Source organism: Streptomyces sp. CA-243310, assembly GCF_050936775.1.
Taxonomy (GTDB): Bacteria; Actinomycetota; Actinomycetes; order Streptomycetales; family Streptomycetaceae; genus Streptomyces.
Genome location: NZ_JBNJMF010000003.1, coordinates 305,415 through 318,946, shown reverse-complemented (window position 1 = coordinate 318,946; position 13,532 = coordinate 305,415). Strand labels below are relative to the sequence as shown.

12 protein-coding genes and 1 tRNA gene are annotated in these 13,532 nt (G+C 71.7%); 11 read left to right on the top strand and 2 right to left on the bottom strand.

All coding sequences use genetic code 11. The annotated features are described in order from the left end of the window. Positions 1-27 precede the first annotated feature (27 nt). Both ACQEVM_RS34680 and ACQEVM_RS34675 read right to left on the bottom strand, forming a co-directional pair. Positions 28-112 (bottom strand) — tRNA-Phe (locus tag ACQEVM_RS34680). 12 nt (positions 113-124) lie between these two features. After that, on the bottom strand, positions 125-1,135 hold the full coding sequence (locus tag ACQEVM_RS34675; protein WP_433086032.1) for a bifunctional lysylphosphatidylglycerol flippase/synthetase MprF: 1,011 nt from the start codon (positions 1,133-1,135) through the stop codon (positions 125-127). A 253-nt stretch (positions 1,136-1,388) separates the two neighbouring features. On the opposite strand from ACQEVM_RS34675, the gene ACQEVM_RS34670 reads away from it, so the two are divergent. The 11 genes from ACQEVM_RS34670 to ACQEVM_RS34620 are packed head-to-tail and all read left to right on the top strand — an operon-like array spanning position 1,389 to position 13,450. After that, the gene (locus ACQEVM_RS34670; protein WP_433086030.1) at positions 1,389-2,957 is read left to right on the top strand and encodes an aldehyde dehydrogenase family protein; all 1,569 of its coding nucleotides are present in this window, start codon (positions 1,389-1,391) and stop codon (positions 2,955-2,957) included. Beyond that, positions 2,944-4,080 carry an acyl-CoA dehydrogenase gene (locus ACQEVM_RS34665; RefSeq protein ID WP_433086028.1) on the top strand — a complete coding sequence of 379 codons (1,137 nt, stop codon included), beginning with the start codon at positions 2,944-2,946 and terminating at the stop codon, positions 4,078-4,080. Before ACQEVM_RS34670 ends, ACQEVM_RS34665 begins: the two co-directional genes overlap by 14 nt. An 8-nt stretch (positions 4,081-4,088) precedes the next feature. Beyond that, positions 4,089-5,402: an aspartate aminotransferase family protein gene (locus tag ACQEVM_RS34660; RefSeq protein WP_433086026.1), complete on the top strand. Its 1,314-nt coding sequence runs from the start codon at positions 4,089-4,091 to the stop codon at positions 5,400-5,402. Further along, on the top strand, positions 5,395-5,913 hold the full coding sequence (locus ACQEVM_RS34655; protein ID WP_433086024.1) for a type II toxin-antitoxin system RatA family toxin: 519 nt from the start codon (positions 5,395-5,397) through the stop codon (positions 5,911-5,913). Before ACQEVM_RS34660 ends, ACQEVM_RS34655 begins: the two co-directional genes overlap by 8 nt. 14 nt (positions 5,914-5,927) lie before the next feature. Beyond that, positions 5,928-6,404, top strand: coding sequence for a hypothetical protein (locus ACQEVM_RS34650; RefSeq protein ID WP_433086022.1), 477 nt, complete (start codon positions 5,928-5,930; stop codon positions 6,402-6,404). 18 nt (positions 6,405-6,422) lie between these two features. Continuing rightward, positions 6,423-7,586, top strand: coding sequence for a flavin-containing monooxygenase (locus ACQEVM_RS34645; protein WP_433086020.1), 1,164 nt, complete (start codon positions 6,423-6,425; stop codon positions 7,584-7,586). Further along, positions 7,583-8,941 carry an NAD(P)/FAD-dependent oxidoreductase gene (locus ACQEVM_RS34640; protein WP_433086018.1) on the top strand — a complete coding sequence of 453 codons (1,359 nt, stop codon included), beginning with the start codon at positions 7,583-7,585 and terminating at the stop codon, positions 8,939-8,941. Before ACQEVM_RS34645 ends, ACQEVM_RS34640 begins: the two co-directional genes overlap by 4 nt. Next, complete coding sequence (locus ACQEVM_RS34635; RefSeq protein WP_433086016.1) at positions 8,938-10,311, top strand: cytochrome P450; 1,374 nt, start codon at positions 8,938-8,940, stop codon at positions 10,309-10,311. Before ACQEVM_RS34640 ends, ACQEVM_RS34635 begins: the two co-directional genes overlap by 4 nt. 56 nt (positions 10,312-10,367) lie before the next feature. Continuing rightward, positions 10,368-11,312: a diacylglycerol/lipid kinase family protein gene (locus ACQEVM_RS34630; RefSeq protein ID WP_433086014.1), complete on the top strand. Its 945-nt coding sequence runs from the start codon at positions 10,368-10,370 to the stop codon at positions 11,310-11,312. A gap of 3 nt (positions 11,313-11,315) precedes the next feature. After that, complete coding sequence (locus ACQEVM_RS34625; protein WP_433086012.1) at positions 11,316-11,900, top strand: flavin reductase family protein; 585 nt, start codon at positions 11,316-11,318, stop codon at positions 11,898-11,900. Next, positions 11,897-13,450 (top strand): MmgE/PrpD family protein, encoded by a 1,554-nt coding sequence (locus ACQEVM_RS34620; protein ID WP_433086010.1) that lies wholly within the window; start codon positions 11,897-11,899, stop codon positions 13,448-13,450. Before ACQEVM_RS34625 ends, ACQEVM_RS34620 begins: the two co-directional genes overlap by 4 nt. The last annotated feature ends 82 nt before the right edge of the window (positions 13,451-13,532 follow it).

Genomic DNA, 13,532 nt, shown 5'->3' with positions numbered 1-13,532 from the left:
ATCCGTTCTGTGCTCGGTGGGGCGGAGCGGAAGGAGCAGGATTCGAACCTGCGTGGGCGTGAGCCCGACCGGGTTTCCCCGGACCTCGTTCGGCCGCTTCGAGTACCCTTCCAGGGTCGTTCTCTCACAGGATGTTCGTCGCCCGCACCACGCTCCACAGGGATCGCGGCGATATCCCTCCGTCGAAGGCGAAGTATTCGGGCAGCACCGCGTTCGGATACCACTTCGACTTGTATTCGAGTTGGCTCTTGGCGGGATAGACGCGGTCACCGTGTTCGGCGATCAGACGGATCATCCGGGTGGCGGCGCGGCTCGCGGTCGGCAGTCGGTGGGCTTCGTCCAGGCCGGTGAACGGCGTGAACCCGAAGTGCAGCCAGGGCGCCCCCAGGGCCCGGACGTGGTCGATGGCGTGGGAGTTGATCGCCTCCATCACACCCGGTGGGCAGTCGGGCAGCCGGCGGCTCAGGTCGTGCAGCCAGCCGGGACGTGATCCGTACACGGGGGCGTAGGAGACGTAGCCGATCGCGGCGCCGTCGATCCTGCCGACGAACAGCTTCCGCAGGGGCTGCCAGGGTCCGCCGATCTCGCCGATCAGGAACGTCAGTTCCTTGGTGTGCTTCCCCTTCTCCCGCAGCCACCTCGCGTCGATGTCCGCGATCTCGCCGGCGACCGCGTCGGCCTCGGCGTCGACGGCGGAAACCTCCAGCCCCGCGCGCTGGGCGCGGGAGATCTTGTTCCGCAGTCGTACGAAGCGTTTGCCGCGCAGGCTGAAATCCGTGAGTTCCACGGCATAGGACGCCCCGACCTGGTTCACGGTGAGTCCCAGTTCCGCGAACAGGTCGGCGTCCTCGCGCTGGAGTTGCACACCGACGACCCTGCGGCCGTTGCGGTGCGCGTGTTCCAGGAATCGGGACTGCAATTCCCTCCGGTCCGGCTCCCCGGTGAAGGGTCCCCCGAACTGGATCCACCGCCGGCCGTGCGGCCGGTAGCAGATGAATCCCTCGATTCCGGTGAAGGTGAAGTACTCGTTGCCGCGGTTGAGGGCGAGGAACGCGCTCGGATTGTCGGCGTACCGCTCAAGGGCGGAAACCATCGGGGCGTGGTCCTGCGGTTGGAGCGAATCGGGCACCTTCATGCGCTGTCCCCACGATCGGCGATGCGTTGGAACAGACGTTAGCGACCCCCTCTGACGCCCGTCCGACGTCACGTCCCGCGAGACGTCAGGGGCGTTTCAGAGCGGCCGTCGATACTGCGATGACGCACCACTGACGCAGGCGGCCCACCGCCACCGAGTTGTCATCGGAATCCAGATTGCAGAGGTCACTTTGACAGCGAACGTCGATTCCCGACCCATACCTTCTCTGAGCAGTTACGTACGCGGAAAGGACGTGGAGAGCGGCCAGTGGGTGTACGTGCTCTCCACACGCGCCGTCCTGGACGATTCGTTCGCGAGCCTGAGCCTGAAGCGAAAACTCGAGTCGGGCAGGATCTCGCCCGACGAAGTACCGGAGGGCGTGATCGCCGGCCGGGTCGCGGTCGCCGACAAGGAGACGTCCCTGGACGCGCTGGCCGCCGCGGCCGAGGCGACCCGGATCTGGCGTTCGGTACCGCTCACGACGCGGTTCGACGGCTGGATGGAGCTGCTGCGCGCCACCATCGACGAACACGGCGACGAGCTGGTCCGGCTGCTGACCCTGGAGGGTCATCCGCTGGAGCTCGCCAAGTGGGAGATCTCCGGGATGCGCGAGCTGACCCGGAAGGAGACGACGGAGTACCTGCGCGGGCAACTGTGGCAGGAGTTCGCCGTGGACGGGCGTCGCAACATCGTCCGCCGGCAGGCCGACGGCGTCGTGTGCATCACGCCGCCCGCCAACGCGCCGCTGGTCAGCGCGCTCCTGGGCACCATGTGCATTCCCGGGGGCAACGCGGCCGTCGTACGCGCCCCGCGCACCGCGCCGTTCGGCGTGACCTACGCGCTGCGGCACCTGATCGCGCCGATCCTGGACGAGATCGGCGCCCCGCCGGGGCTCCTCAACATCGTGTGCGGGCACCCCGGGCCGATGCTGGACGCCTGGATCAACAGCCCGCACGTGGACGACATCATGTACTTCGGTGACGTCCCCAGCGGCCTCAAGCTGGAGGGCCGGTGCATCGAGGCCGGCAAGAAGCCGATCCTCGAACTGGCCGGCAACGACGTGGTCCTGGTCTGGAAGGACGCGGACCTCGACCGGGCCGCCGACGCGCTCGTCGAGAGCTTCTACGGTTCCGGCCAGCTCTGCATGATCCCCAACCAGGCGGTCGTCCACCCGGACGTGGCGGACGACCTGATCGCCCGCGTCGTGGAGCGGGCGAAGGCGCTGCGTCCCGGCTATCCGGACGAGGAGGGCGTGCTGCTCTCCCCCGTGCTGCGCCACGACAAGTTCAACCAGTTCCTGGCCGACGCCGTCGAACACGGCGCGACCGTCGTCACCGGCGGCCACGGCATGCAGATCGACGGGACCCGGGACAGTTCCGGGTTCTTCCTCGAACCGACGGTGCTCCGCGTCGACGGTCTGCGCGGCGCACGCGAGGCGAACGTGGTCAAGCACGAGACGTTCTTCCCGCTGCTGCCGATCGTCGTGCCCGAACACGCCGACGACGACACCCTGTTCGACGGCTTCGTCGAGTTCGTGAACACGAACCTGTACGGGCTGCGGAACTCGCTGTGGGCGCGGGACGAGTCGGTGATCGACCGGTTCGTGTCCGAGACGGTCAAGGGCGGTCTGCTCAAGGTCAACGACTCGCACATCGCCTTCACCGCCCCGCTGCCCTCGCACGGCGGCACCGGGCTGACGGGCGGGGCCTTCGGCGAGGCCAACTACCCCGTGTTGCGGACCACGCACCTTCAAGGGGTGTCCATCGTCGCGAACGATTCCGCGCGACCGTCCGAGGAGAAGGAGCGCGATGCGCACGCTTGACGAGGCCCGCGAGGTCTGTGAGAAGTACCTGCCGGGTCTCCTGGGCAAGCTGTCGGAGATCCCCCTTCCCGAGCTGGAGAAGCCCGGCAACCGCGGCCTGGAGCTGTTCCGGGCGAGCGGCGGTCCGGCGCTGGTGATCCCGAAGAGCTACTCGGGTTCGGGCGCCACACCGCTGGAGGCGATCCAGGTCACCCGCGCGATCGGGGCGGCCGCGCCGTCGCTGGCCGTGGCCTCGACGATGCACCACTTCTCGGTGGCGACCATCTTCACGCTCGCCGAGAGCCTGCGGTCCAGCGGTGTGGAGTGGGCGCTGCTGGAGGGCATCGCCACGCAGAACCTGCTGGTGTCCTCGGGGTTCGCCGAGGGCAACCCCGGTCAGGGGATCCTGTCGCCCACGGTCGGCGGGGTGCGCAAGGACGGCGGCATCGTCGTCAACGGGTCGAAGCGTCCCTGCAGCATCTCGCGTTCCATGGACCTGCTGTCGGCCAGCGTCTCGGTGCCGGCGGAGGACGGCGGATCCGAGACGGTGCTGATGCTCGTGCCGGCGGACACGCCCGGTGTGTCCGTCCATCCGTTCTGGGGCAGCAACGTGCTGGCGGGGGCGGAGAGCGACGAGGTCCGGCTGACGGACGTGTTCGTCGACGACCGGCTGCTCGTGCCCACCGACATCGGTGAGCAGGGCGAGCTCGACGAGTTGCAGACCGTCGGGTTCATGTGGTTCGAGATGCTGATCACCTCCTGCTACCTGGGCATGGCCAGCGCCCTGGTCGAGCGGGCGTTCGCGAGCCGGAAGCTGAGCGCGGAGCAGGTGACGGACCTGGGCGTGCGCGTCGAGAGCGCGGCGCAACTGCTGGAGGGGATCGCCCGGCAGTTGGTCGCGAAGGAGGGCGACAACGCCGCCCTCACCAAGGCGATGATCGCCCGGTACGGCGCCCAGGAGGCGATCGTCGACACCGCGAAGCGGGCGGTCGAGGCCCTGGGCGGCATGGCGTTCATCTCCTCGCCCGACGTGGCGTACTTCGCCGCGGCCTGTCACTGCGTGAGCTTCCATCCGCCGTCCAAGGCCGGCACCAGCCGGGCGCTGGCCGCGAGTTTCGCCGGCGACGTACTCAGGTTCGAGTGAGGTACCAGATGCCCGACAGAGCAGGTACGGACAACGCACGGGTGACGGACAACGGGCCGGTCACGGACGACGCGTGGGTGGCGTCGGCGTACCGGCGCACGATGAGCTCGGGCCGCGCCCGCCTGGCCGACGTGCTGGGCGGCCAGGTGGAGGTGGAGTCGTCCGGCGCGTGGATCACCACGAGCCGGGGGCAGCGGATCCTGAACGTCGGGGGGTACGGGGTCTTCATCACCGGTGCCCGCCACCCCACCGTGGTGCGCGAGGTCGAGCGCCAGCTGCGGACGCATCCGATCGGCACGCGGATCTTCCTCGACCCGGCGGCCGCGCGGGCGGCCGACCTCCTGACGTCGGTGACCCCACCGGGCCTGGACCGCGTGCACTTCTCGGGATCCGGGACGGAGGCCGTCGAGGCGGCCATCAAGCTCGCCCGGCTCAACGGCCGCCGGCGGCTGGTGTCGATGACGGGCGGCTACCACGGCAAGACGATGGGCGCCCTCTCGGTGACCGCGCGGGAGACGTTCCAGAAGCCGTTCCGGCCGCTGCTGCCGGACGTCGAACACGTACCGTTCGGCGACGTCGAGGCGCTGACGCGGACGCTGAGCCGACATCCGGGCGAGACCTGCGTGATCGTCGAACCGGTGCAGGGCGAGGCCGGGGTGGTCATCCCGGCACCGGGCTACCTCCGGGCCGTGCGCGAGGTGTGCACCCGGTACGGCGCGCTGCTCGTCGTCGACGAGGTGCAGTCGGGTCTCGGCCGGCTCGGCGCGTGGTGGGGGTGCGACGCCGAGGGCGTCAGCCCCGACATCCTGCTCTCGGGGAAGGCGCTGGGCGGTGCGGTGATCCCGGTCGCGGCGACCATCGCGACGCAGGAGACCTTCTCCGTCCTGGACCGCGACCCGATCCTGCACACCTCGACGTTCTCGGCGGCGCCGATCGCGATGGCCGCCGTGTGCGGCGCGATCCTGGCGATCCGGGAGGACGGGCTGGTGGAGCGGGCCGCGGCGCTCGGCGCCCTGCTCACACCGGAGCTGGAGCGGATCATCGCCACGTACCTGCCGCACCACCCGTACGAGGTGCGCGGCGCGGGCCTGCTGATCGGGATCGAGTTCGCGGACCCGGCCATGGCGGCGGACCTGTTCATGGCGCTCGTCACGCACGACGTCATCGCGAACCTCTCGCTCAACTCGGATCACGTCGTGCGGCTCACGCCGCCCGCGACGATGACCGATTCCGACGTGGCCTTTCTTTTCGACCGGTTCGAGCGGGCGGCCAGGTCGGTCGCCGAGCGGAACCCCGAGTACGAGGTGCCGGCACATGCGTAGCCTGGAATTGAAGTTGCAGTCGTTCACCGCGGACGCGGACCTCGCGTACCGCCGCATCACCGACTTCGAGAAGTACCCGGACTTCGTGGACGAGGTGCGCTCCGTCGTCGTCCACGGGAACAAGGGCGACGAGCCGCTCGTCAGCGAGTGGGACATCCTCTTCCGCAACGGTCCGCTGCGCTGGTCCGAGGTGGACTACCTCCAGCCCGACCTGCGTCGGATCGTCTTCGAGCAGACCGCCGGGGACTTCGACGTCTTCCGCGGGTCCTGGCGGGTGGAACCCATCGCGGGTGGCTGCGAGGTGACGTTCGAGGCCACCTTCGACTTCGGCATCCCCAGCCTGGCCGGCGTGCTGGAGCCCATCGCGACGAAGGTGCTCAAGGAGGCCATCGCCACCATCGTGCACCGGCTGCTCGGGGAGGCGCACGTCGTCGGTGATCCGGCGACGGCCATGGCGGTGACCGCGCGGCTGGGCGCCCGGCGCGAGCCCGACACCGCGCTGTCGGCGTAGTCCGGAGGCCGGCGATGGATCACGTGAACCGGTTCGAGAGCCGGGTGACCTTCCGACTGCTGCGGGCGGAGTACGCCGTCGCGCTCGTCGTGAGCGCGGTGCTCTTCCTGTTGCACCTGTCGGAAGTGCGCTGGTGGGTCGCGGTGCTGCTGTTCGTCTACATCGACCTGATCGGCTACATCCCGGGGGCGATGGCGTTCCGGCGCGCCGAGAACGGTCGGATCCCGAAGGTGTACTACGTCCTCTACAACACGATGCACAGCTTCGTCACGCACGCCGTCGTCCTCGGCGTCTGGGCGGCGATCGCGGGCTTCGAGTGGGCCTTCCTCGCCGTGCCGATCCACCTGTGCGGCGACCGCGCGCTCTTCGGCAACTTCCTGAAGTCCTTCCACGTGCGGTTCGAGCCGGTGGCGGTCCCCGCGTTCGTGGAGTTCGAGGAGCGCATCGTCGCGCAGCACACCGCGCACCATTCGACGCCCGAACGGGTCTGAGGTGAGGAACACATGTCCGTGAGCAGTGAACGCCCGATCATCATCGGCGCGGGGCCGGGCGGCCTCGCGGTGGCCTGGACGCTGAAGGAGGCCGGTCTCGATCCCCTGCTCATCGACCGGGAGAAGATCGCCTGCTCCAGTTGGCACGCCTACTACCCGTCGCTGCGGATGAACTCGTGGCGCCGGCTGAGTTCGCTGCCCGGCATGCGGCTCTCCGCGGAGTTCGGCCCGTGGCCGATGCGCAACGACTTCCTCACCTACATGAAGAAGTACATCGAGGTCCTCGACCCCGACGTGCGCTACGAGACGGAGGTGCACCGCGTCGATCGGGAGGCGGGCCGCTGGGTGGTCCGCACGTCGGGCGGGGACCTGCACACGCGCAACGTGGTCGTCGCGACGGGTCTGCACCGCAAGCCCTTCGTGCCGGACTGGCCCGGACTGGACGAGTTCGAGGGCGAGTTCCTGCACGCCCGGTCGTACACGGTGCCCGATTCCTTCGTCGGCAAGGACGTCCTGGTGGTCGGCTGCGGTCCGACGGGGATCGACATCGCCGTGGCCGTGGCGAACGCCGGCGCGTCCCGTGTGCGGATGTCGATCCGCAACATGCCGGTGCTGTTCAAACTCAGCCCGACCACCTCGTTGCTGTGCCAGGCCATCAAGCACGGCCCGCTGCCGCACGCGCTGGTCAACCGGGCCAGTCTGCTGATGCACAAGATGCAGTGGGGCGACCTGTCGGAGTACGGTCTGGCCGCCCCCAAGGAGGGCACGATGGCGGGCGTGGCCCGGATCGGGCACTCGTACGGGGCCATCGACCGCGGGTTGATACCCGCCGTACGGGACGGGTCGATCGAGGTCGTCACCGGGGTCACCGGGTTCGACAAGAAGGCCGTGCTCCTCGAAGGCGGCGCGAGCATCAAGCCGGACGTCATCATCGCCTCGACGGGGCAACGGCCCGACATGGAACGCTTCCTGGGGCACCTCAACGTCCTGGCGCAGCCGGGCGGACGTCCCGTCGTGCACGGCGGCCGGACCGCGCCGCACGCCCCCGGAATGTACTTCCAGGGCTACCGGCTGCCGCCCGGCCAGCTGCCCGACATGGCGGTCGACGCCCGGGCCATCGCCCGCGCCGTCACCGGTGGCCGCCGGTTCTCCCTCGCCGGCGTGCGCGGGAGGCTCCGGTGAACGGCTCCGGGACCCCCTGGGCGAGCGGCGAGGACGCGGCCCCGCGGCCCCGCCTGCACGGGCGCCGGCGCTGCGACGTCGCCGTCGTCGGCGCGGGGCTGACCGGGCTGTCCACCGCGGTCGAACTGCTCGAACTCGACCCCGACCTGCGGGTCGTGGTGGTGGAGGCCGATCACGTGGCGGCCGGGGCGAGCGGGCGGGGCACCGGGCTGCTCGGCCCCCGGGTGGGGCCGCCGCTGAGGGTGGCCCGCCGGCGGTACGGCGACGACGTGGCGCGCGCCGCGCACCTGTGGTCGATCGCGGCGGTCCGGCACGTCCTGGACCTGGTGCGGCGCCACGAGATCGTGTGTGACCTGACCCCGGGGAGCCAACTCGTCGTCGCCCGCGACGAGAAGGCCGCCGAGGAGCAGTGGCGGGAGGCCGATGCCGCCGGGGCGCTGGGGCTGCCCGTCGCGCTGGTCGAGCGGGACGGGCTGCCCGCCTTCGCGGCCCGCCATCTCGGCGGACTGCGCTACGGCGAGGCCGCGACACTGGATCCGGCCGCGCTGACGGGGCAGCTCGCCAGGGTCGGTGAGCAGCGCGGCCTGACCGTCTTCGAACGCAGTCCGGTCCGCGCCGTGCGGCGGGGGCTGCTGACCACGCTCGCCACCGACGACGGCGAGATCGTCGCCGATCACGTCGTGATGGCGGTCAACGCGTTCGGCGCGGCGCCCGGCGCGCCGGCGGGGGTGGTGGGGCTGCGGGTGCAGGCCGGGGTGACGCGCAAGCTCCCGCCGGAGGCCCTCTCCGCGTTGGACGGGTTGCACACCGAGCCCCTGATCGAGCACGGGGAGCTGTCGCCGTACTTCCGCCTGACGCTCGACGGGCGGCTGGTGGTCGGCGGCGGTGCGGTGCGGCGGGGGCCCTTCGGTTCCGTGGCGCCCGCGCCGGGCCGGCTGCGGGCGGCCGTACGGTCCCTGTCCCCGACGCTCGCCGACGTGGAGATCGAGTCCTCCTGGGCGGGTCCGATCGCCATGACGCGCGACGGGCTCCCGATCGTGGGCCGGCACCGCGCCGATCCGGGCCTGCTCCACGCCGGGGGGTGCAACGGGCACGGGCTCGCGGTCTCGGCGTACAACGGCGCCCAGTTGGCGCGCCGGATCGTCGAGGACGCCGGGGACGACCTGCCGTTCGCACTGCCGTGGGTGCGGTCGAAGGGCCCGTGGGTACCCCGGGGGCGCCTCGCGAACCGGGTACTCGACCGCTACCTGGCCCATCTGGGCGCCGAGGCCGGACGGTCGTCGGCGCCGGGTCCCGGCCCGAGCGCCGCGCCGGCCGGGCGGAGCAGCCACGCACGACGGACGGAGAGCACATGAGCAGGGCCGGGCGCGACAACGCGAGCGCCAACGAGCGGTTGATGACGTCGGCGTCGATCAGCAACGTGTCGATCACCGAGTCGATGGACCGGATGCCTCCGGGGCCGTCGGAGTCGGTGCTGCGGCAGACGATCCGGTTCCGGCGGGGGCGCCAGCACTACCTGCCGCTCATGCACGACCGGTACGGGGACATCGTGACCCTGCGGGTGGTGCCGGGCGGGCCGTTCGTCATCCTGCGGAACCCCGAGCACATCAAGGAGGTGTTCAGGGGCGCGCCGGAGGTCTTCCACGCGGGCGAGGGGAACTCGCTCCTCGTGCCGATCGTCGGCCGTCACTCGCTGTTGACGCTGGACGCCCCCGATCACAAGCCGGCGCGCAAGCGGATGATGCCCCCGTTCCACCACGACCGCATCGCCGCGCTGACGACGACGATGCGGGAGATGGCCGAGCAGGAGGCGCGCAGTTGGCCGATCGGGGAGCCGGTCCGGTTCCTGGACCGGGCCTACGCGCTCACCCTGGAGATCATGGTCCGGGTGGTGTTCGGCGTCGACGACCTGCGGCGCGCGGCGGAGCTGAGCGCGGCCCTGCGCCGGGTGTCGGACATCGGCCTGTCGGACATCCTGGTGTGGATCCGCCCCGAGCTCGGCAAGGTCTGGCCGTGGCGCAACGTCGTGCGCAACCTCGAACGCGCCGACGCGCTGATCTACGCGGAGATCGCCCGGCGGCGGCGCGATCCCGAGCGGCCGGGGCGCACGGACGTCCTGTCGATGCTGGTGGAGAGCGAGCCCGACGACGAGGTCGTGCGCGACGAGGTGATGACGCTGCTCGTGGCGGGGCACGAGACGACGGCGGTCGCGCTCGCCTGGCTCTTCGAGCGGCTGCTGCGCCACCCCGACGTCCTGGCGCGGGTCCGTGACGGGCTCGACGATCCCAAGGACGCGTACCGGACCGCGGTCTTCAAGGAGGCCCTGCGGGTCCGGCCGGTGATCCACAACGTGGCCCGGCGGCTCACCGAGCCGATCGAGCTGGGCGGTTACCGCCTTCCGGCGGGCGTCGCGGTGCTGCCGTCGGTCGGGGCCGTGCAGTGCGATCCCCGGTTGTGGGGCGCCGACGCGAGGCGGTTCCGTCCGGAGCGGTGGCTGGAGGGCTCGCCGCCGCAGAACGCCTGGATCCCGTTCGGGGGCGGTGTGCGCCGGTGCATCGGCGCCATGTTCGCCCAGGTGGAGGTCGAGACGGTGATGGCGGGGATGCTGCGGGCCGTGGAGCTGCGGGCCGTGGATCCCGGGGACGAGGGCAGCGCCATGAATCACATCACCATGATCCCCAAGCGGGGGGCGCGGGTCAGCGTCGTGCGCAGGCTCCGTCCGTAGCGCCGTCACCGGTCGGGAACGGCGTGTCGAGAAGCAGCATCAGGAGAGGTGGGAGCATGACACGAGGTCTGCGGGTCGCCGTGGTGGTCAATCCGGCGGCAGGTGGCGACGGGGCCGGGATGGTGGCCGCCCTGGAGGCGGTCGGGGCCGCCGAGGTGCACACGGTACGGACGACCGCCCCGGGCGACGCCCGCGACATCGCGTACAAGCTGGCGGGCGCGGCGGAGCCGCCCGACCTGATCGTCAGCGTGGGGGGCGACGGCACGGTCTGCGAGGTGGCCACCGGGCTCTTCCGTGCCGGTGAGGCGGGCGCCGGCGCGGTCCCGCCGCTGCTGGTCGCGCCGGGCGGCACCGGGAACTCGGTCTACCGCGGGCTGTGGAACGACGAACCGTGGGAGAAGGTGGCCGCGCTCGCGCTGCGCGGCGGGGCGGCCGTCCGGACGATCGACCTGGCCCGGATCGAGCAGAACGACCACGTCGTGGTCCTCGGCTCCGGCAGCGGGCTGTTCGCCGCGACGTTGCTGGCGGCGCGGAACCGGCCGGAGAAGGGCCGGGACCTGTTGATGGCCGCCGCGCTGGCCGCGATGGAGGACAACGAGCCGTACCCGGGGCGGGTGACCGTGGACGGGGAGGTGCTCCACGAGGGCGGCGTCGTCGAGACGATCGTCGGCGGATTCCGTTACCGCGGGGGGCTGTTGAACCTGGTCCCGGCGTCGATCGTCGACGACGGGCTGCTCGATGTCACGGTGGTGACCTCGGCGGTGGACATGGCGGCCTTCGCGCAGGCCGCCGTCCTCGGCGACGTGTACGAGGTCCCCGGCATCCTGTGGGGCCGCGGGGAGCGGATCACCGTCGCGGACACCGACGGACGGGCGGTGCTGTTCGAACACGACGGCGAGGTCATGCCGCGGAACACGCCCTCCTACGACATCCACGTCGTGCCCGCGGCGCTGACCGTGCTGACGGCGGCGGACGCACCGCCGTGGTTCAAGGAGGGCTGACCGGTGGTGGGTGTCGGTTCCCTGCGAACGGCGGAGGCGGCGCCGAGCGACGCGTCGTGCCGCGCGTACTTCCGCAAGCTGACGGCCGGCGTCGCCGTCGTGACCGCGTGCGGCGACTCCGGCTGGTCGGGGACGACCGTGAGCACCCTGACGAGCGTGTCGATGGAGCCGCCCATCGTGCTGTGCTGCGTCTCCGGGGGTTCGCGCACGGTGGCCGCGATCCGGCACGCCGGCCGGTTCGCCGTCCATCTGCTGTCCGAGGACCAGCCGTACCTGGCGGACCGGTTCAGCCGGCCGCCGAGCGACAGCTCGCGATTCGAGGACCTGGGCCACGAGGTGCGGCTGATCCGCGGCGCCCCGTCGATCGCGGGGACGCTGACGATCGGCTGGTGCGACGTGTACTCCCTCGACGAGGTCGGCGACCACGTCGTCGTGTACGGACGGCTGACCGCCGTGCGCGTCGGCGACGGACGACCGCTGTTGTGGCACGAGCGCGCCTACCGCGCGCTGGAGGAACGGGCCGGATCCACGAGCGGCACGGGGGGCGCGCCGCCCGTGCCGCCGCACGACGGGGGTACCCGCACATGACGTCGACCACGCCCGTCACGGCCGAGCCGGCCGCGCCCGACGAGGATCCGGGGACGAGCCTGACCACCAGACTGGCCGCCTGGGCCCGGACGGTGGGATACGAGGACATCCCGGAGCGCACCCTGGCGGCGGCGCGCAGTCAGCTCGTCTCGAACCTCGCGGCCGTGCGCGGTTCGTTGGGGCACCCGGTCGGCGGGAGGATCGTCGACGCGTTCGGTGCCCCGCTCCAGCCCGACGCAGGACGGTCGGCCTACGTCCTGGCGGCCCTGGCGACGGCACTCGACTTCGACGAGGTGGCCTACTCGGGGCACGTGTCCGCCGGCGCGGTGAACGTCGCCATCGCGGAGGCGGTACGGGGCGGCCTCGACGGGAGGTCGCTGCTGACCACCATCGTCGTCGCGAACGAGTGCGCGGCGCGCGTCTCGGCCGCCACGATTCTCAGCCCCTTCTTCCGCGGCCAGACGAACACGCACTGCCACCTGGCGAGCGCGGCGGCGGCCCGGCTCCACGCCCGGCGCGCGTCGGAGCGGGAGTGGACGGCGGGGCTGGGCATGGCGTTCGGGATCCTGGCCGTTCCCCTCCACCACGGGGTCGTCACCAGCGACGTCAAGGCGCTCGGCGCGGCGGCGCCGATCCGCCTGGCGCTCGACGCGTGCGACGCGGCGGCCCACGGGCTGGCCGGACCGGACACGATCCTCGAACACCCCGAGGGGCTGTTGGCGCACCTGTCGGCCGTGCCCCTGCCGGACGCGGTGATCGAGGGGCTGGGGCGGCGCTGGCACACGGACACCCTGACGTACAAGCGTTTCCCGGGCAGCGCCTACCTGCACGCCGCCTTCGACTGCGCCGAACGCCTCCACCGGCGGCTCGGCGCGGTCGACGCGTCCCGCGTGCGGCGCGTCCTCGTCCACGGCTCGCTGCTCACCTGGCAAATGGAACGCAAGGTCGCCCGGGACCTGCACGGCCCCGACACCAGCGTGTCCGCCGCGACCCTGTCCATCGGGTACGGCGTCGCCACGCTGCTCTCGACCGGGACCTTCGGGGTGGCGGACCTGACCCCCGCGGCGATCGGCGAGGCGGCCCGCTGGTCCCTGGCGGACAAGGTGACGGTCGAGCACGACATGGTGTTGTCGGAGCGGATGGTGCGGGCGACGTCGCCGCTCGGCGAGGCCCTGCGGCAGGCGGGCGACCGCGCGCTGGACTGGCCCGAACTGCACACGTGGGGCGGTGCGGACGTCCCGCGCATCCTGGCCGGGCTGGGCGCTCCGGAGGAGACGCTGGAGAACGCGACGATGGCCATCGGCGCCAGGGTCGCCGTCGAGCTGGTCGACGGCACCGTCGTGACCGAGGAGTGCGAGGCGTTCATCGGTTCGGCGGGCCCGGCGACGCGCCGGGACCACCGGTCCCTCGTCCGCGAGAAGTTCCGGGCCGTCGGCGGCCCGGACGACGTGCTGCGCGAGCTGGAGGACGTCGACCTGCTCGATCCGGCCGGGACGGCGCGGGCCCTGAACCGGGCGGTGGGCGTCTCGGTGGGTGTCGAGCCGAACTGACGGCGGCCCCGGCGATCGGGGGACGCCGGGGCCGGGAGTCCGGGGGTCGCGGGTCCTGTGGTCGGGCACCCGGGTCGTTCGG